The 18,056-nt window shown below is 49.6% G+C and carries 17 protein-coding genes; 10 read left to right on the top strand and 7 right to left on the bottom strand.

Features of this window, described 5'->3' with window-relative positions; translation table 11 throughout:
* Positions 1-5 precede the first annotated feature (5 nt).
* From fliI to J4N45_RS00535, 7 genes are read right to left on the bottom strand one after another with little or no spacing between them, the layout of a single operon-like run.
* Positions 6-1,385: a flagellar protein export ATPase FliI gene (gene fliI / locus J4N45_RS00565; protein ID WP_252013038.1), complete on the bottom strand. Its 1,380-nt coding sequence runs from the start codon at positions 1,383-1,385 to the stop codon at positions 6-8.
* Entirely contained in the window at positions 1,378-2,127 is a 750-nt protein-coding gene (fliH, locus tag J4N45_RS00560; protein ID WP_252013037.1) for a flagellar assembly protein FliH, read from the bottom strand. Before fliH ends, fliI begins: the two co-directional genes overlap by 8 nt.
* A 2-nt stretch (positions 2,128-2,129) precedes the next feature.
* A complete protein-coding gene (locus J4N45_RS00555; protein ID WP_252013036.1) occupies positions 2,130-3,146 on the bottom strand; it encodes a flagellar motor switch protein FliG in 1,017 nt (338 codons plus the stop codon).
* Positions 3,112-4,857: a flagellar basal-body MS-ring/collar protein FliF gene (gene fliF, locus J4N45_RS00550; RefSeq protein ID WP_234494770.1), complete on the bottom strand. Its 1,746-nt coding sequence runs from the start codon at positions 4,855-4,857 to the stop codon at positions 3,112-3,114. The genes J4N45_RS00555 and fliF overlap by 35 nt, the downstream gene beginning before the upstream one ends.
* Positions 4,858-4,860: 3 nt before the next feature.
* On the bottom strand, positions 4,861-5,217 hold the full coding sequence (gene fliE / locus J4N45_RS00545; protein WP_128648365.1) for a flagellar hook-basal body complex protein FliE: 357 nt from the start codon (positions 5,215-5,217) through the stop codon (positions 4,861-4,863).
* Between the two features lie 12 nt (positions 5,218-5,229).
* A complete protein-coding gene (locus J4N45_RS00540) occupies positions 5,230-6,573 on the bottom strand; it encodes a sigma-54-dependent transcriptional regulator (protein ID WP_252013035.1) in 1,344 nt (447 codons plus the stop codon).
* The gene (locus tag J4N45_RS00535) at positions 6,574-7,389 is read right to left on the bottom strand and encodes a MotY family protein (protein WP_252013034.1); all 816 of its coding nucleotides are present in this window, start codon (positions 7,387-7,389) and stop codon (positions 6,574-6,576) included.
* 567 nt (positions 7,390-7,956) lie between these two features.
* Between J4N45_RS00535 and J4N45_RS00530 the strand changes: the two genes are divergently transcribed.
* The 10 genes from J4N45_RS00530 (at position 7,957) to fliD (ending at position 18,051) form a co-directional block, all read left to right on the top strand.
* The gene (locus tag J4N45_RS00530; RefSeq protein ID WP_252013033.1) at positions 7,957-8,775 is read left to right on the top strand and encodes a FliM/FliN family flagellar motor switch protein; all 819 of its coding nucleotides are present in this window, start codon (positions 7,957-7,959) and stop codon (positions 8,773-8,775) included.
* Positions 8,772-9,143 carry a flagellar motor switch protein FliN gene (gene fliN / locus J4N45_RS00525; protein WP_042477867.1) on the top strand — a complete coding sequence of 124 codons (372 nt, stop codon included), beginning with the start codon at positions 8,772-8,774 and terminating at the stop codon, positions 9,141-9,143. The genes J4N45_RS00530 and fliN overlap by 4 nt, the downstream gene beginning before the upstream one ends.
* A gap of 6 nt (positions 9,144-9,149) precedes the next feature.
* On the top strand, positions 9,150-9,938 hold the full coding sequence (gene fliP / locus J4N45_RS00520; protein ID WP_503055614.1) for a flagellar type III secretion system pore protein FliP: 789 nt from the start codon (positions 9,150-9,152) through the stop codon (positions 9,936-9,938).
* 9 nt (positions 9,939-9,947) lie between these two features.
* Positions 9,948-10,217, top strand: coding sequence for a flagellar biosynthesis protein FliQ (gene fliQ / locus J4N45_RS00515; protein ID WP_234494777.1), 270 nt, complete (start codon positions 9,948-9,950; stop codon positions 10,215-10,217).
* Positions 10,217-10,993: a flagellar biosynthetic protein FliR gene (gene fliR, locus J4N45_RS00510; RefSeq protein ID WP_234494778.1), complete on the top strand. Its 777-nt coding sequence runs from the start codon at positions 10,217-10,219 to the stop codon at positions 10,991-10,993. Before fliQ ends, fliR begins: the two co-directional genes overlap by 1 nt.
* Complete coding sequence (flhB, locus tag J4N45_RS00505; RefSeq protein WP_234494780.1) at positions 10,990-12,117, top strand: flagellar biosynthesis protein FlhB; 1,128 nt, start codon at positions 10,990-10,992, stop codon at positions 12,115-12,117. Before fliR ends, flhB begins: the two co-directional genes overlap by 4 nt.
* A 36-nt stretch (positions 12,118-12,153) precedes the next feature.
* The gene (flhA, locus tag J4N45_RS00500) at positions 12,154-14,247 is read left to right on the top strand and encodes a flagellar biosynthesis protein FlhA (protein WP_234494782.1); all 2,094 of its coding nucleotides are present in this window, start codon (positions 12,154-12,156) and stop codon (positions 14,245-14,247) included.
* 40 nt (positions 14,248-14,287) lie between these two features.
* Positions 14,288-15,256, top strand: coding sequence for a diguanylate phosphodiesterase (locus J4N45_RS00495; RefSeq protein ID WP_252013032.1), 969 nt, complete (start codon positions 14,288-14,290; stop codon positions 15,254-15,256).
* Between the two features lie 174 nt (positions 15,257-15,430).
* Positions 15,431-16,297, top strand: a complete 867-nt coding sequence (gene lafA / locus J4N45_RS00490; RefSeq protein WP_252013031.1) for a lateral flagellin LafA — start codon at positions 15,431-15,433, stop codon at positions 16,295-16,297.
* Between the two features lie 419 nt (positions 16,298-16,716).
* Positions 16,717-18,051 carry a flagellar filament capping protein FliD gene (gene fliD, locus J4N45_RS00485; protein WP_252013030.1) on the top strand — a complete coding sequence of 445 codons (1,335 nt, stop codon included), beginning with the start codon at positions 16,717-16,719 and terminating at the stop codon, positions 18,049-18,051.
* The last annotated feature ends 5 nt before the right edge of the window (positions 18,052-18,056 follow it).

Raw genomic sequence — 18,056 nt, 5'->3', positions numbered from 1 at the left:
ATTGTTTATTGCGCTTGCTGAGCCTGAAACAGCTGAGCAAGCTCGGTTAAACTGCTGGTTAAGTTCACCGCCTCATTCGCGCCTTGCAACAAATACCCTTTAAGCTGCGGATGCATGGCAACCGCTCGGTCTAACTCTGGGTCTTGTCCCGGCTGGTAGCCACCTAGCGGTAGAAGCTCTTTAACCTGAAGGTAGCTCGAATAAAGCTGTCTAAATTGATTTGCGATTGTGGAGTGCGCCTCCGGCGTGCAGCCAGACATACAGCGACTGATAGAAGCATTGATATCAATGGCAGGATAGTGCCCTTGCTCTGCCAATTGACGAGACAGCACCACATGCCCATCTAAGATAGCCCGTGCCGAATCGACCACAGGGTCTTGTTGGTCATCCCCTTCTGCTAACACGGTGTAGATAGCGGTAAGACTGCCATCTGGATGTTCACTGTTACCCGCACGCTCCAAAAGCTGCGGCAACATACTAAACACGGAAGGCGGATAACCCCTTGAGGCAGGTGGCTCACCTAAAGCCAACGCAATCTCACGCTGCGCCATCGCATAGCGAGTGAGTGAATCCATCAGCAGCAGCACATCGTTACCCTTGTCGCGAAAATACTCGGCGACACGATGACACAGCAGTGTGGCACGCAGTCTCATCAGTGGTGACTCATCGGCAGGCGCCGCGATAATGATTGCCTTGCGGCGCATCTCTTCGGTCAGATTGCGCTCGATAAACTCTCGAACTTCTCGACCGCGCTCGCCAATCAAACCGACCACGATAACATCGGCTTCGGTGTTTTGGGTGATCATGCCCATGAGTACACTTTTACCTACACCACTGCCTGCCATCAAACCGATGCGCTGCCCTTTGCCTACGGTAAGTAATCCATTGATTGCACGTACCCCCACATCAAGTGGCGTATCCACTGGGCGTCTTTTTAAGGGGTTGATCGATTTAGGTTCTAGCGAGACACGCTCGCCACCTTTTAATCTCGGTCCATCATCCAGTGCTTCGCCTAGCCCGTTAACCACACGACCCAGCCAGTGATTGCCAAGATTCACTGAGCTGTCGCCATCCAGTGGCACTACCTTGGCACCGGCAAACAAACCACCAAGACGCCGCACGGGCATTAGGTAGGCAATGTTATGATCAAAGCCGACTACCTGAGCCTCAATCATGTCGCCCTCGTCGGTCTCTACTAAGCAACGCTGCTCAAGCTTAAATCGGCAACCGACCGCTTGTAGCATTAAGCCATTCACCTTGACCAAGCGTCCCGTCACTCGCGCCACGGGCACGGTATCAAGTGATGCTATCGCATCAAACAGTCGATCTTTAAGCAACCTATCTTTGAACACCCGATCTTTGAGCAGCGGCGACACATTAGACATTGCGTTCCTCGGATTCGTTAGCAATCACTTCATCGAGCAAGTGCTCTTTAACGGCGTCCATGCACGACTCCAATCGAGAGTCGCAGCTTGCGTCTGCTTCGGCGTCTTCAGTCACAAGCTGACAGCCACCCACAGGCAAATCAGTTTTCGCCACCAGCTTCCAGCCCGCGGCAAGCTCCGGATTAATATGCGTGATGCGCTCTAGGTCTTGAGGGTTTAGGAACACGGTGACCTTTTCCGTTTTACCCGGCATGGCTTCTATCGTTTCATCCACCAGCGCGAGAATTTGTTGCGGCATCAGAGTCAGTTCAGCTCGAATCACTTGTTGCGCCACTTTCTGCACTAACTCACAGATCACATGACGCTGTTGCTGTTCTTTTTCCTCTTGCCATCGCGACAATGCCACATAGATATCATTGACGGGTTTAACCGCATCGACAAACGTCTGCTTACCCGTTTGCTCACCAGAAATAAAACCCTGTTGAAAGCCCTCTTTTTGGCCCTCAGCAATGCCCTGCTGTTTGCCTTGTTCAATACCCTGATTAAAGCCTTCGCGGTGACCACGCTCCAATCCTTGTTGAAACCCTTCTTCTAAGCGCTCTTGGATATCCATTTGTGTTGGCGCATCGTCCCAATTGAGGTCTGCGGCCAGTTCGTCACTCGCAGAAGGCTGGGCTACCGGAGGAAAGCGGTGCTGGCGATAACCAGTTGCAGGTAAGGAAAATATCTTAGTGCGCGTCATGATTACTCCACCGTTTGCTCTTGGTATAGCGTGAGCTCAATCTCGCCCGCTTCTGACATCTCTTTGATAATTTGCATGATTTCATTACGTGCACGCTCGACAGTACTCAATGGCACCGCGCCGCGAAGCTGCATATCATCTTCTAGCGCTTTCACCATACGCTGCGGCATCGACGCCTTAATGGCTTGCTGTAAGGTGATTTCTGCGCCTTTGAGAGCCACAGACCAAAGCTCAACAGGCACCTGCTGTACCAAGGCATCCATGGTGTCTTCGCGCTGTCTACCTAGCACCATAAAGTCAAACATGTTCTCTTCAATCTCGCTGACCACGTTTTCATCGTGCAACTTCAGCATTTCCATCAACATAGCGCGGTCACCAGAGAAGCGGTTGATGATATCGGCGACCTGCTTCACCCCTGACATAGGTGCACTTTGACTCACCGATACCTGCTCAATGCAACGCTCAATCAATTCGTTCAGATCGCCCACGACTTGATGGTCGATGTCTTGCAGCGTCGCGATTCGATATAAAAGCTCATCGTGATAATCCGACGGCAGATGATTGAGTACTTCTGACGAGGTTTCTGGTGGCAAATAGGCCAAGAAAATTGCCTGCATCTGAGGATGCTCACCGGCAACAAATCGGGCTAGCACTTCAGCTTCTACCCATTGCAGCCTCTGCATGTTGTTGCGAATCTCATCCCCATACAGGTTGTTCAACAGCCCTTTCGCAAGGTCGTTGCCCAAAGCTTTGCGAAGTGTATTCGACAAGTACTCTTTTGAGGCCCCGCGGATGCCACTGTGCTGTCTAAAATCCTCAAAGAAGTGTTGAATAACATTCTTCGCGCTATCACTTTTAATGCCGCTAAGCTTGGCCATTGCTTTAGTGACGCGTTGAGTCTCATCACGAGAGAAGTGGCGTAATACTTGCGCAGCGGCGTCCTCACCCATACCGAGTAACACCAATGCCGTGCGTTCGACGTGACTAAGCGTTGCTGGCGTTGACTGTGCTGTTTTCATTGACGTTTACCCATTGTTTAAGGACTTCCGCGACGCGCTCTGGCTCTTCGGTCGCAATAAGCTGTAGATGTTTCAATTGCAGTTCTAGCGGCGAACCTGGTGGTGGCAACATGTCGCTGCTCGCATCCAGACCCGACGATGTCGACTCGATACCACGCTCAGTCAGTTTGCGGTTCAGGCGCTCTTCGCGCTCACGCTCTTCACGGGTTTGAATGTTTTCTTGGTACTCTTCTTCCTGAGGGTCCGCAAACTCTAGCTCTTGACCACGCTGGTCAGCGCCAGTTAAGTGCATGATGAGTGGACGCAATACGAAGAAGATCATCGCCATACCTAGCATGCCGCCTATGATGTAGCGCAGCGGCTGCTGAACCGTCGGGTCTTGCCACCAAGGCATCGCCGGTGGCGCTTCAATCTCGATTGGCGTGAAGTTAAAGCTCATTAGACTGAGGCTATCGCCGCGCGCCGCTGAGATACCCACAGCATCGGTGATCATCGTTGAGATCTGCGCGCGCTCTTCTGGTGTCCACGCCGTGCCATTAGGTGCTGCGGTCTCATTAAGTAGCACCGAGACACTTAGCTTATCGATTTGTCCCTGCTGATACTGAGTACGGCGAATACTACTGCCAACAGCATACTGACGATTAAGCTCACTGCGTGCATTGGTGTTTTGGCTGTCGTTGGTTGGCACTTCACCGGTAACCGGTGGCTGGTTGCTTAGTGAACCTGGGATACCAAGCGCAATCTTATCGACCGTATTGTTTTGGATGCTGTGCTCATTACGAACCACAGGGTTGGAGTCGAGGATCTCTTGCGTTTCTTCCACCTGACTAAAGTCCATGTCGGCGGCAACTTGCACTCGAAAGTTACTTGGACCCACAATCGGCGTCAGCATGTCGGCTGCACGCTGGATGATCTGCTTCTCTACATTCTTTTGATATTCCAGATATTTGGCATTCACTTTGCCTGTTGCTGCAGAAGCCACATCAGCACTCAGTAGACGCCCATATTGGTCTATCACGGAAACGAACTCTGACTTCATGCCAGTGACACTGCCGACAACCAGGTTGATGATCGCTTCGACCTGATCTGGCTTAAGGTCTTCGCCAGGTTTCAGTTCAATCATTACCGAAGCAGAAGGGTCTTCTCCCTGCTGGCGCACAAACAAGGTTTGTCTTGGAATCGCGAGGTGGACACGAGCATTTGAAATCGCATTTAATGAGATGATGGTGCGAACCAACTCACCCTCTAGGCCGTGTCGATAACGCGCATTTTCCATAAATTGGCTGGTGCCGAGTGAGCTGTCTTCTTTTAAGGAATCTAGCCCCGTTGGCAATTGTGCTTTGACGCCTTTCGCCGCCAGAAGCATACGAATTTTGGCGACTTGCCCCTCTGCCACCAGTACTTGGCCATTTTGCTCTTGCAGTCGGTAGGCAATACCTTCTGACTCCAACACAGACACAATTTCACCGATGTCAAAGCGCTCTTGCTGACTGTAGAGAGGGCGATAGCTTTGCGAAGAACTCCACAGCGCGACCACTATGATCGCCGCGACAATTGCTGCAAGAACCGCAGACAAGACCAAGTTGCGCTGTGAGCTAGACCAAAGCTGTTTAAGCTTCGCCTGAACATCGTTCATGTTATTAGGTGTCGACTTAGGTGCGACATCAATGGGACCTGGGGTCGCCGCTGTTTGAGGTGCTAATTCTGACATTTTTTACACCGGCATCTTCATTACATCTTCAAACGACGCAACAACCTTGTTACGCACCTGCATCAGCGCCGAGAACGACAAGCTGGCTTTCTGACTGGCAATCATGGCACCGACCAAGTCATCACTTTGACCCGTTTCTACCGCAGTCATTTTTTGTGATGCTGTAGATTGATGCTGGTTAACCATATCGAGCACGTTTTTCATCGCCCCAGAAAACGCCATTGGAGGGTTCACCTTATTCACATCCATCGGGTTGTTCGCCACTAAGAAGTCTGGTTGTACCTGCTGCTGCATGTTTTGCATTTTGGTGAGCATCAATTGCTCTGCTGATACCGCATTATTGATTGGTTGCATCGCCATCTAAATTCTCCTTTATGCAGCCGAGCCGATGGCTGACTGTAGATCAATTCCTTGCTCACGCATTGCGGCCAACTTGTAGCGTAGTGCGCGTGTGGTTACCCCTAGGGCATCCGCCGTTTTTGTTCGGTTACCGCCAAATTGGCGCAGTTTCTCGAGAATAAATTGGAACTCTGCCTGCTTTTTCACCTCAACATGCCCCATGCCTTGCGCTTTGTGTGTCACAACGTTAGTGGTAGGAAGCTCAACAGGAAGCATCAGGTCTTGAGCGGTAATGTAGTCGCCATGGCGCATTACAAGCGCGCGCTGAATAACGTTCTCAAGTTCACGAATATTGCCGGGCCAGTGGTAATGACACAGCGCCTGCTCTGCATCGGCAGAAAGATGACAGTTGCTGTGTTCTTTGTATTTGTTGATAAAGAATTGGCTGATTGGCAGGATGTCATCTTTACGATCGCGCAGTGGCGGCCAATGCAGCGGCAGCACATCGAGGCGGTAGTAGAGATCTTCACGGAATGTGCCTTTGCGAACTTCTTCGCGCAGATCTTTGTTGGTCGCGGCGATCACACGAATATCTAGGGCGATCGCCTTGTGACTTCCAACTCGCTCAACTTCGCGCTCTTGCAGTACTCGCAATAGCTTAGCTTGGACCGCTGGCGACATCTCACCAATCTCATCAAGTAAAATCGTGCCGCCATTCGCCTCTTCAAACTTACCGGACTGAGACCCTGTCGCGCCCGTGAACGCGCCTTTCACATGACCAAACAGCACAGCTTCAAGCATGGATTCTGGAATCGCGGCACAGTTCACGGCAACAAACGGCTGTGAGCCACGTGGGGATTGGTCGTGTACGTAGCGCGCCAACACTTCTTTACCCGTACCCGACTCCCCAGTGATCAATACACTTGCACTAGTGCATGCGGCTCGATGTGCCAATTGCAGAACCTGCTTGCTGCGCCAAGACTCTGCCACGATGTTCGCCATCGGCTTCTCAAGCGCTTCGACACGTTGAATAAGATTGATAAGCTGCGTCGCTTCAAAGGGACGTAATAGGTAATCGGTCGCACCCGCCTTCATGGCTTCGGCAGCAAGCACACCTTGGTCTTGCTCGACAATCGCGATAGCCACGCCCGGATTCGATTTACGTTGGTGACAAGCAACCCATTCACGCACGCTCATGTCAGGGAGTGCCGAGCTAATTAAGCTGATTGCCGCTTTATCATGCAGTAACGCAGCTCGACCTGTTTTTACGTGGGTGACCTGGAAACCTTGCTCTGTGAGCAGGTCGATGATGGGATTCGCATTATTCTCACACGGCTCGACGAAGAGAATGTCCTTATGCTTAAGCTGAGTTGGCATTTATTGCACCTCTGTCTTCGTATCCGTTGAAGACGCTGAATTTGAAGATGTGTGTCTCACCACTCTCACGGTGACACGACGGTTTTTCGCTTGACCAAATTCGGTTTCATTGCTGCTCACTGGGTAGCGAGCGCCATGGGCACGCACCTCAACCAGAGATTTTGGTGCACCTAACTCAATCAAGGTACTGGCAACATCATCTGCTCGAACGCGAGACATTTGCAGGTTGCTTGTGGTTGAACCTACGTTGTCGGTATGGCCATCGATTAGCACTCGAGATACCGCTTGATCTGCATTGATATAGCTCACCAAGGAAGCCAAGGTGCGCCTCTGATCGCCGGAGACCACACGCTGACCAAACTCAAAGTTCAGTACCACATCGCGTGCCTGTTGGTAGTTCATTTCAGGCAAGGCGACACGGCAGGCATTAAACGAGACAAAAGCCGATTCAATTCGTGTAGAAGGCAGAACGTAGGCGTCACTGTGCGTGTGCTCATCAGACATGGCACTGACTCTTACCCAAGCACCTTTGGTCACGGCTGCAAGCAATGATTCAATGCCGACATCAAAAATGGCGTAGCCTTTGGTGGTTTTAGCCGCTTCATCGACCACGCTGTGCTGCGCAGGAGAATGCCATGGTGCCGTTAATTGAAACAGCTGCGCATGTTGAATAGGTTGGTTGGGTAAATATAGAACGGCGGAAAGCGGATTATTTGGTTCCGCATGGAAGTAAAACTTCCCCATGTTATTTGGCAAATTATGTTCAAGACGACACTCAAATTCATCTTGCTTTGCCTGCCAATTAACTAAATCCATAGGAATATTAACTTCATTACCAAATGAGACTTTAGTCCCAAAAATAAAGGCAATAAAAACCAATATTGGAAACAGTTTATTAACAAACGTAATAGCGGACTGTATTTTACATTCTTCTGACCTACTTAAACTAGCCAATAATAAGTAAGTTCGATTTTTAACTGACGCAGAATTCATATTGCCATCCAATGAAAGCTCTTGTTACTGACATATGTAAACCTAGTTTCACATGAACACTAGTCAAAAAACCGCTAAACATAGTGTTTATAAAACATAAATTTAGGTAAATCACTCATTCTGATGTTGCTAGCCAACTAGATATATCGGCTATTTACCAGACGATATATTCGCCCGGATATAATAATTATTGAATTAAGCTACCTGCATTTATTTTATATTTAAAGATGGTTTATTAAGTGAAAACAAACATATGAACCAAGTTCACAAATTTACGTTCAAGAGCTAAAAACAACTAAAAAAACCAGAGTAGACTGACGAAAAATAACAATGTTAACCAATTAATTCTGCTTAACATCCAGCAGAACAGTCGCAGGCTATGAGATAGGTATGAGTGAACAAACTTTGAGTAAACGAGAATCTGTTCAAGCGCTAAATGTTGAATTATTAGGCAAGCCGATTCATATCATCAAAAATAAGCTTGAGTCGATTATTAATAGCTCCCAGCAATATTTATCGACGGAATTACAGGCGTGGCTCAAAACCCCTTCCCTTCATGTCGAACTGACCGATATCCAACTGGAAACACTGGGGAGCAACGTGCTGGATAGTCGCAACAGCGCTGCGCAAAAGCACAACGACAAGGGGGCTCTTTACGTAAGCATCGAGCCCGTGATGTTGATGCGACTGTCTGACGAGTTTTACGGCGCAGGGGTTGAGCGCAGTCAAACTGAACTCACCAATAGTGATATCCGCTTACTGCAGCGAATCACCAAACACATCGCAGGCTGGATAGCACCCGAGGATGCATGGCAGCCTCAAGAGATGGATGCATTGTCAGGCGTAGGGATCATCGCAACCCTTACCGTTCAAATGCACGACAAAGTGGCACCACTTTCTATTGTCCTCGACAGTGAACTGATTCAAACCTTAGTTAGCGAACTAGAGCTGACCGCAAATCCAGAGCTTGCTGGTGAGTTTTGCCAAGCACTACACACCACACCAGTCAAACTCGATGTTCAGCTTAGCAAGAATGTTATGCCACTCACTCAGGTGTTAACACTCAAGCCAGATGACATCCTACCTATCGAATTACTTAACCATGCCCCAGTAAAAATTGGTAAGCAAACACTGTTTACGGGTCGTGTGGCCGAGCAAGACGGCCAATTGGTATTGATTTTAAACGAAGATAAGGAAAACCACCGATGAGCGACTCGCAAGATCAGACGGCTTTCGACAGCAACGACTTACAGTTCGATGATTTTGAGCTAGAGGACTTCGATGCGGACGTACCTGCGGCTGCCACAACAGCGACGGCAACACGCAATCTGGATTTTTTCAAAAACATACCGGTTACCGTGACGCTGGAAGTCGCCAGCAAAGAAATTGCCCTGGGTGACTTAATGACCGCAGGTGAAGGCAGCATCATTGAGTTAGATAAGCTCAACGGCGAGCCATTGGATGTCAAAGTGAACGGCTCTCTCATGGGACATGCTGAAGTTGTCGTGGTCAACGACAAATATGGACTTCGCTTAATCGACGTCGTGGAATCCGCTCTCACGTCTATGGGACAGTAATCCATTATGTTGGCTTCAAGCACACTGCAAAGATGGCTCCCAAAAACATTGAGTCGTGGTACGTTAGTCATCATTTCTCTGGTGCTTTTGCTTGGTAGCCAAATGGCGTGGGCAGACAACGGATTAACGTTTCTTACCGTCAATGATGGGCATTCAGAGCAGGAGTACAGCGTCAAGCTGCAAATCTTGCTACTGATGACAGCGTTAAGCTTTTTACCCGCCTTCTTGCTGATGGCCACCAGCTTTACACGTATTATCGTCGTGTTGGCGATTCTACGTCAGGCACTGGGTCTGCAGCAAAGCCCACCGAACCGAGTGCTGATTGGTATCGCCTTGTGTTTAAGCATTCTTATCATGCGTCCCGTCTGGAGCGACGTCTATGAGAATGCATTCCTGCCTTACGACCAAGGTGAGATCACCTTGATGCAAGCCTTCTCAACCGCAGAAAAGCCGGTGAGAAACTTTATGTTGGCACAAACGCAGCAAAACTCCCTAGAGCAGATGCTGAGGATCGCCAATGAGCCGGTTGACTCCAACGTCGACGACATCTCATTTGCCATCGTGCTTCCAGCGTTTGTCATCAGTGAACTTAAGACCGCGTTTCAGATCGGCTTTATGCTGTTTATCCCGTTTCTGATCATCGACCTGGTAGTAGCAAGCGTGTTGATGGCTATGGGTATGATGATGCTATCGCCACTGATCGTCTCGCTGCCGTTTAAGTTGGTCGTCTTTGTGTTGGTCGATGGTTGGGCGATGACCGTTGGCACGCTTTCAGCCAGTTTTAGTACTGGATAAGGACACGCGATGACCCCTGAAATGACAGTGGCGCTGTTCTCCAATGCCGTCTGGCTGATCATCAATATCGTTATGGTACTCGTGGTGCCGGGCCTTCTAGTGGGCTTGGTCATTGCCGTATTTCAAGCCGCGACTCAAATCCAAGAGCAAACACTGAGTTTCTTACCCAAACTTTTGGCGACCCTGCTGATGGTGATCTTTGCTGGTCACTGGATGCTGAGAAAAATCATGGAGTTATTCGACTACTTGTTCCACAACATTCCAGGGATGATTGGTTGATGCAGATAACGTTCGCCGAGATTTCACAATGGTTAGGCCAATTATGGTGGCCCTTTTTCAGGATTGGGGCCGCCTTTTTGGCCATGCCATTTTTCGGTGACGCTTTGATTCCCGTGTGGGTTCGTGCACTGCTCGCTCTATCTATCGTGGTCATTACCGCGCCATTAATGCCAGCTATGCCTGCTGTTGACCTGTTTTCAATGACCTCTCTGTTTCTGGCTTTCGAGCAAGCGATGTGGGGGCTTTTCTTCGGTCTTATCCTGCACTTTTTCTTCAATATCTTTACCATGCTGGGGCAGATCGTTTCGCTGCAAATGGGTCTTGGCATGGCCATCATGAATGACCCAGTGAATGGACTGTCGGTCGCCATACTCGGTCGTATTTTCTTGTTGTTGTGTACCCTACTGTTCTTAGCTCTCGAAGGACACCTGCTGGTGATCGATATTCTGGTACAGAGCTTCGTAGTATGGCCTGTGGGCTCTGGGCTTTCGGTGCTCTCGCTGGACAACATCATCTCGCTGTTTGGTTGGATGTTTGCCTCAGCGCTTGCATTAGCCCTACCAGCCATCGTCTCTATGCTGCTTGCCAACATTAGCTTTGGTGTGATGAATCGCGCCGCACCCAGCTTGAACGTTTACGCACTGGGTTTTCCTATGACCATGCTACTCGGTCTGTTCAGTATCTTGATTACGGTTAGCGGCATACCTAGTCGCTACACCGCGTTGGTGCACGAGACACTCTCACACCTCAACCAGTTTATGGTGGGCGGCGCATGAGTGAACAGTCGAGTCAGGATAAAACCGAGAAAGCCTCGCCCCAGAAAATTAAAAAGGCCAGGCAAGAAGGTCAGATCCCGCGAGCAAAAGAGTTCACGACAGCGGTGCTATTTCTGATCGTGGCGATGTTTTTCTATAGCCAACTTCACTGGATTTGGCAGCACATCTCTGGGGTGTTCCACTTCAATATGTCACTCACTCGCCAAGACTTAGAGAATCCACAACAGATGCTGGAGCAACTCGGTCAAAGCCTCGCGATTATCATCGAGCTTTTACTGCCAATGTTTGCAGTCATCATCATAGCGTCGATTGGCAGTAGTCTGATCTTAGGGGGCTGGATGTTTCGCCCTGCTAACATACAACCTAAGCTCAGCAAGCTTAACCCCTTGTCAGGCATCAAGCGCATGTTCTCGACACGCTCCTTGGTTGAGCTGATCAAGTCGTCACTCAAGGTCGCCGTCATCTTTGCGCTACTTTATACCTATCTCGACAGCAACTTCTCACAGCTGTTAGGCATGCAGCAGTTGACCTTGAATCAGGGTATTACCATGGTCATGACCATACTGTTCGAAGGTCTTTTGTTAATGGGGGTGGCGCTGCTTATCTTTGGTGTGATTGATATCCCCTACCAGCGCTGGGAGCACCTAAAACAACTCAAGATGACCAAGCAAGAGCTTAAAGAAGAGTACAAAAACAACGAAGGTCGACCTGAGGTCAAACAGCGCATTCGCCAAATTCAGCAGCAGTTTGCTCGTCGCAAGATTGACCAAGCCGTTCCCAAAGCTGACGTGGTTATCACCAACCCAACCCATTATGCGGTGGCACTCAAGTACGACACCAGTTTGTCGGAGGCCCCCTTTGTGGTTGCCAAAGGCATAGATGAGACCGCAATGCACATTCAGCGCATTGCACGAGAAAACAATGTGGAAGTACTCAACTCACCACCGCTGACTCGTGCCATTTACCATACCACCGCCATCGAGCAGGCCGTACCGAGCCAGCTCTATATCGCGGTTGCGCACATTTTAACTTACGTCATGCAGCTCAAAGCGTTTCGACGTGGCAGTGGGGATAAGCCCATGCCGCTGCCAACATTTACCATCCCTAAGCATTTGCAGCATTGATTGGCTTAGGGCACTTGCAACAACGAAGGAACACATATGTTGAATCGTCTTACTCAACTTAGACGCTCAGGAAAAGGATACATTGGCATACCGATCGTGCTGCTGATGATTTTGGCGATGGTGATTTTGCCACTGCCACCTTTACTGCTTGATGCCTTGTTTACCTTTAACATCGTGCTGGCAATCTTGGTGTTATTGGTCAGTACCACGGCAAAGCGTCCACTCGATTTCTCGGTGTTCCCAACCATCTTGCTCATTGCAACTCTAATGCGCTTGACGCTCAACGTTGCCTCGACGCGTATCGTACTGCTAGAGGGTCACAATGGCGGAGATGCAGCCGGTAAGGTCATTCAAGCCTTCGGTGAGGTTGTGATTGGCGGCAACTATGTCGTGGGTATGGTGATTTTCGTCATCTTGATGATCATTAACTTCGTGGTGATCACCAAAGGTGGTGAGCGTATTTCCGAGGTGTCCGCCCGCTTTACCCTCGATGCGCTACCCGGCAAGCAAATGGCTATCGATGCGGATCTCAACGCTGGTCTTATCGACCAAGAAGCGGCACGAACCCGACGTAAAGAGGTTGCCAACGAAGCGGACTTCCACGGTTCGATGGATGGTGCCTCCAAGTTTGTCCGCGGCGACGCCATTGCAGGCTTAATGATCCTCTTTATCAACATCATTGGTGGCATCAGCATCGGTGTGTTTGAGCACGGTCTACCCGCTTCCGAAGCCTTTAAAACCTACGCCCTACTGACCATAGGTGACGGTCTGGTTGCTCAGATCCCATCGCTATTATTGGCGACCGCAGCAGCGATCATCGTGACGCGCATTAACGACAGCGATAGCGACATGGCTGACACCATGCAGAAACAGCTGTTAGCGACACCAGCGACCCTATTTACCGTTGCCGGCATCATGTTGATCATTGGCCTTGTACCTGGCATGCCGCATTTGGCGTTCTTTACCTTCTCTGCGGTGCTCGCCTTCGCGGGTTGGAAACAATCCAAAAAGCCCATCGAAGACCCTCAGCTCGATGAAGTGGAAGCCATCTCCAACGCAATGCAAAACGACAATGAGCAGCCACTGTCATGGGATGACATTCCTCATGTGCAAAGCCTCTCATTGGCTTTGGGTTACCGCTTGGTCCACCTAGTCAACAAAGAGCAAGGCGCTCCGGTTTTGCAGCGTATTCGTGGGGTTCGCAAAAACCTCTCGGAGCAAGTCGGATTTCTTCTGCCCGAGGTACGCATTCGTGACAACCTGAGTCTGAAACCAAACCAATATACGGTGTCGCTCAATGGAGAAGTGATTGAAGAGGGCTTTATTGAACCCGATCGCTTGATGGCCATCGCGGTAGGTGAAACCTACGGTGAAGTCGACGGTATTCTAGGGAGCGATCCTGCCTACCATCTTCCTGCGGTATGGATTGAACACAACGATAAGGCCAAGGCGCTGAACATGGGCTATCAGGTAGTCGATGACGCTACAGTGATTGCGACTCACATCAGTAAAGTGATGAAAACCCACCTTGCTGAGCTATTCACCCACGATGATGTGGATGCCATGAACCTGCGCTTGACCCAACAAGCGCCCAAACTCGCAGAAGCGCTTGGTGCAGCTTTAAACCCAGCACAGCAGTTAAAGGTGTACCGACAACTGCTTTTGGATCAGGTACCACTGAAAGACATTCGCACCATTGCCAACACTATGCTGGAATCAGCGGAAAACACCAAAGAGCCAATTCTGCTTGCCTCAGATGTACGCTGCGCGCTGCGCCGAACGCTGGTGAATTTGGTGGCAGGGCAGCGCAAAGAACTTAATGTCTACGCACTCTCCGACGAACTAGAGCAGATGCTGATGCAATCGCTGCATCAAGCTCAAGCGAATGGCAATGTGATACTCGATAGCTTCCCAATTGAGCCAAACATTTTGAGCCAGTTCCAACAGAACCTTCCGCTGATACAACAGCAGCTTAAGCAGCAAGGACTTGCACCGATTCTCTTGGTGATGCCGCAGCTGAGACCGTTGATCGCGCGCTATGCTCGCACCTTCTCGCAAGGGTTGGCGGTTCTGTCATACAACGAAATCCCCGAAAGCAAACAAATAAACGTGGTAGGAAACCTTGGATAATTTAAGTAGCTACAGGGCCCAGTTTCTCTATGTGCTGCGCATGATAGAGGACAATGCGGTCACCGAAGACGATGAAAAGCTCGCGCAATTGATGGCAGCGGACGAAGTGTGTCATGCCTGCCAACCGATTCGACACTGCAACAGCGATGAGATTCAGTACCAATACATCACGCTGCGCTATGGTGAGAAAAAGGACCACAGCGTGTTCGCGCTGGACATTTCCGACACCGTGCGCGCGGCTTTAGACCTATTTGCGCTCTACCTTGCGGTCAGGCAAACCCAATTTGAGCTGGAAACCTTCCATCCTGACTTGCTCAATAATCTGGTGTTCTCGATGAACGCTTGCACCTTATTGCGTCCAGAGGGAAAACACTTCATCGACCAGCTTGCTCAGCACTACAAACGACCGATGTCGATGTTGATCCCAAGCCTGCACCTAACTCAAGGCGAGGCGACCAACCCAGCAAGTAAGGCGCTGCTTGAGCATTTAGAAGACCGATTCCACAGCGTGTGTTTTGATGTGCATCTTCCCGTGAGTAATCTCGACTATCTCACGCCCTTTGCACCGCAGATCATCAAGATATCCAATTCATTGGATAGTCAGGATGAAAAGCGCACCCTACTTCCAGTGATCCGCTACATAAAACGATGCAAAGCGACGCTAATCGCCGGTCGAGTCACCAGTCAGAACACCTTATCGCAATATAAGATGCTCGGCGCTAAGTACTACTTTGGTTATGTCACCGATGTGCCCATCCCAGTGCACTTTAAAGGCTTTGAAGATCCCAAGGCAGAAATGCGTCAGAAGCAGCGCGAGCGCGCTAAAGAAGAGCAAGCCGCCGAGCAGCAAGCATTGGCGGAACAACAACTCGCTTTAGAACAAGCGGAGCGAGACAAGCAGCAAGCGCTGCTCGATGCCAGTATCGATAACATGTATCAGTCGGCCAAAACGGAATATGTCGACGAAGACATCGCCGCCATCGTCAAGCAGGTTGACGATAATCCGTAAGCATGAATGGGGCGTTAGCCCCATTTTCTTTGAAGCGGCATCACAGTTTTCTTCCTATTTTCAATAATTTCCAGTTTTTTTTCATTTCCAGTTAATTTTCAAAATCAACTTACCGCCTCTAGTTAGTGAGCGGGGCGATAGTCCCACATTGAGACAAATCTAGGAGAATTCACAATGGCTCTATCAATGCACACTAACTACGCTTCGCTAGTTACTCAAAATACTCTAAGCAACACTAACAACATGCTAAGCACTGCAATGGAACGCTTGAGCACGGGTTACCGTATTAACTCAGCAGCAGATGACGCAGCAGGTCTTCAAATTTCAACTCGTTTAGAGTCTCAAACTCGCGGCATGAACGTGGCGATGCGTAACGCACAAGACGGTATCTCAATGATGCAGACAGCCGAAGGTGCAATGGATGAGATGACAAATATCGTTTACCGCATGAACGACTTGGCAACTCAAGCTTCAAACGGTTCATCATCAGCTGCCGATAAAACAGCTCTAAACAAAGAATTCCAACAGCTAAACGAAGAACTAGTAAACATCATGGATTCGACCAACTTCGGTGGTCAGAAGCTGTTTAATACAACGGGCTTCGCTGCAGGTGCAGTAAACCTTCAAATTGGTACCAATGCTGGTGAGCAGCTTGCTGTTGACGTCTCTGCAGACATTACGGCACTGAATACTGCTATTGGTGCTGCTGGTGGCTTTGCTCTAGGTGACATCTCTACTGAAGCCGGTGCACAAACTGCACTAACAACACTGACAGGTGCTAATGGTGATGCAGGTGTTCTTGCTGACATCGGTACAACTCGTTCAAGCTTTGGTGCGAACATCAACCGTCTAGAGCACACGATTGTGAACCTTGGCAACATGGTTGAGAACACGTCTGCGGCTAAAGGTCGTATCACAGATGCAGACTTCGCAGTTGAGTCATCAAACATGACTAAGAACCAAATGCTGATGCAAGCGGGTACCACTGTACTATCGCAAACTAACCAGCTACCTGGCATGGCAATGTCTCTACTTCGCTAATTGATAGCAAGCATTTTCGATAGTTGGGGAAGTTTCTACCTGCCTACTCCAGCTATCGAAGATATGATGAATTATCCTTCGTTAACGATTCATCCGTCCTTTGAACCTCCTTCGGGAGGTTTTTCTTTTTAAGCCCAGTGATGGATTCGGAATGCAGATCTCAATTCTCTGCTCGATATACAACCGCCGTTAACTATCTCTCTAGAAATGTCGCCTTAACCCTCTGAGTAATAGACAGTTTTAAGGTGGAAAGGCGGAACCCAGACTGAGGAAACCTCACTTCCGCCATCAAACCAAAAATACCATAACCACTTGATATTTATAGCTTTAAATCATGGCATATATCTTGATTTGAACCACTAAAGATGATTTCGCGGCTCGCAGCCCAGACGCGGGAAGCAAGATTAAGGAGCGCTCCAATGAGTTCGTTAGACCCGATTACTATGGCCACCCAGCTTGCCACTTACGATGTGCAGCCATTTCAAATGCGCTACCAGATGCAAGCGGACAAATATCAGTCTCAGATCACGGCTTTGGGTAAGGTGGAAGCAGCGCTGAGAGAATTCCGCTCCGCTGTCACCAATATGAACAGCAGTAGCTCCAATATCATTAAGAACTCAGCCAGTGTGTCTCAAGACGGCTTCCTATCAGCGACAGCCAACGCCAGCGCACTCACAGGCAGCTATCAGATTTTCGTTGAACAGGTGGCCACGGCGCACCAGATGAAGACGGATATGCCCGCCGATCTGGACGCAACCACCGAAATCCCGGCGACAGGCACCTTAGATTTCACCATCAATGGTGAAACAGTCACGATTGACCTAGCGACAGTATCGGCAGACGCTGGTGGCACCGCGACTATGGCTGATCTGGTCTCAGCGATTAATAACGACCCCAACAACCCAGGCGCAAACGCGACGCTGGTTCGCTCTAACGGACAAACCCACTTTATGCTTTCCAGCACTGAAACTGGGGTTGAGAACACCATCAACGTATCAGCAACAGGCACTAATGCAGCCTGGTTCGAGGATGCGTTTACCAACAGCACAGATATCAGCACACCACAAGATGCGGTGATCTGGCTTGGTGGGCAAGGCGGCCTGAAACTCGAGAGTAGCAGCAATACTTTTACCGGAGTCATTGACGGCGTCGACATCACAGTGAGTAAAGCGCAAGCCGCAGGGGAGCAACCACTCACTCTCAATATTGGTCCAGACCAAGAAGCAACCAAAGAGCAGGTTAATGCGTTTATCGACGCCTACAACACCCTGATGTCGACCATGGACGAATACACCAGCATTGGTGGCGAAGATCAGGCACGTGGTGTGCTCGCCAGCGACCCTACTTTGCGATCCATCGAAAGCCAACTGACTAGTATAGTGCGCGGTGAGTACAACGGCATGCGTCTAAGCGAAGTGGGTATTGAGATCGACCGCAGCGGCAAAATGACTCTAGACGCCACTAAGTTCGAAGAAGCACAAAAGAATAACAGTGCCGCTCTAGAGGCCATGTTCAATGGCGACGGTAACCTGCTCGACTCCATTGACACTATGGTCGACCCATTCTTGAAATCAACCACTGGTCTTTTTAAGACCCGTAAAGACAGTCTGCAGCAGAACATCTCACGTATCGACGACAAGCAAGCCACGCTGGAGCGCAAATACGACATGGCGTATAGCCGCTATCTCTCGCAGTTCACCCAAATGAATACCTTAATGACACAAATGAACCAAACCATGAGCATGTTTGGTTAAGGCTA

It is taken from the genome of Vibrio sp. SCSIO 43140, from assembly GCF_023716585.1.
GTDB classification, from domain to species: Bacteria; Pseudomonadota; Gammaproteobacteria; order Enterobacterales; family Vibrionaceae; genus Vibrio; species Vibrio maritimus_B.
The sequence above is the reverse complement of the archived record's forward strand: the minus strand, read 5'-3'. Positions and strand labels throughout refer to the sequence as shown.

Excerpts from the sequence above, each read along its gene's own strand:
- fliI (WP_252013038.1), bottom strand. The coding sequence starts at position 1,385 with ATGTCTAATGTGTCGCCGCTGCTCAAAGATCGGGTGTTCAAAGATAGG.
- fliH (WP_252013037.1), bottom strand. The coding sequence starts at position 2,127 with ATGACGCGCACTAAGATATTTTCCTTACCTGCAACTGGTTATCGCCAG.
- J4N45_RS00555 (WP_252013036.1), bottom strand. The coding sequence starts at position 3,146 with ATGAAAACAGCACAGTCAACGCCAGCAACGCTTAGTCACGTCGAACGC.
- fliF (WP_234494770.1), bottom strand. The coding sequence starts at position 4,857 with ATGTCAGAATTAGCACCTCAAACAGCGGCGACCCCAGGTCCCATTGAT.
- fliE (WP_128648365.1), bottom strand. The coding sequence starts at position 5,217 with ATGGCGATGCAACCAATCAATAATGCGGTATCAGCAGAGCAATTGATG.
- J4N45_RS00540 (WP_252013035.1), bottom strand. The coding sequence starts at position 6,573 with ATGCCAACTCAGCTTAAGCATAAGGACATTCTCTTCGTCGAGCCGTGT.
- J4N45_RS00535 (WP_252013034.1), bottom strand. The coding sequence starts at position 7,389 with ATGGATTTAGTTAATTGGCAGGCAAAGCAAGATGAATTTGAGTGTCGT.
- J4N45_RS00530 (WP_252013033.1), top strand. The coding sequence starts at position 7,957 with ATGAGTGAACAAACTTTGAGTAAACGAGAATCTGTTCAAGCGCTAAAT.
- fliN (WP_042477867.1), top strand. The coding sequence starts at position 8,772 with ATGAGCGACTCGCAAGATCAGACGGCTTTCGACAGCAACGACTTACAG.
- fliP (WP_503055614.1), top strand. The coding sequence starts at position 9,150 with ATGTTGGCTTCAAGCACACTGCAAAGATGGCTCCCAAAAACATTGAGT.
- fliQ (WP_234494777.1), top strand. The coding sequence starts at position 9,948 with ATGACCCCTGAAATGACAGTGGCGCTGTTCTCCAATGCCGTCTGGCTG.
- fliR (WP_234494778.1), top strand. The coding sequence starts at position 10,217 with ATGCAGATAACGTTCGCCGAGATTTCACAATGGTTAGGCCAATTATGG.
- flhB (WP_234494780.1), top strand. The coding sequence starts at position 10,990 with ATGAGTGAACAGTCGAGTCAGGATAAAACCGAGAAAGCCTCGCCCCAG.
- flhA (WP_234494782.1), top strand. The coding sequence starts at position 12,154 with ATGTTGAATCGTCTTACTCAACTTAGACGCTCAGGAAAAGGATACATT.
- J4N45_RS00495 (WP_252013032.1), top strand. The coding sequence starts at position 14,288 with ATGATAGAGGACAATGCGGTCACCGAAGACGATGAAAAGCTCGCGCAA.
- lafA (WP_252013031.1), top strand. The coding sequence starts at position 15,431 with ATGGCTCTATCAATGCACACTAACTACGCTTCGCTAGTTACTCAAAAT.
- fliD (WP_252013030.1), top strand. The coding sequence starts at position 16,717 with ATGAGTTCGTTAGACCCGATTACTATGGCCACCCAGCTTGCCACTTAC.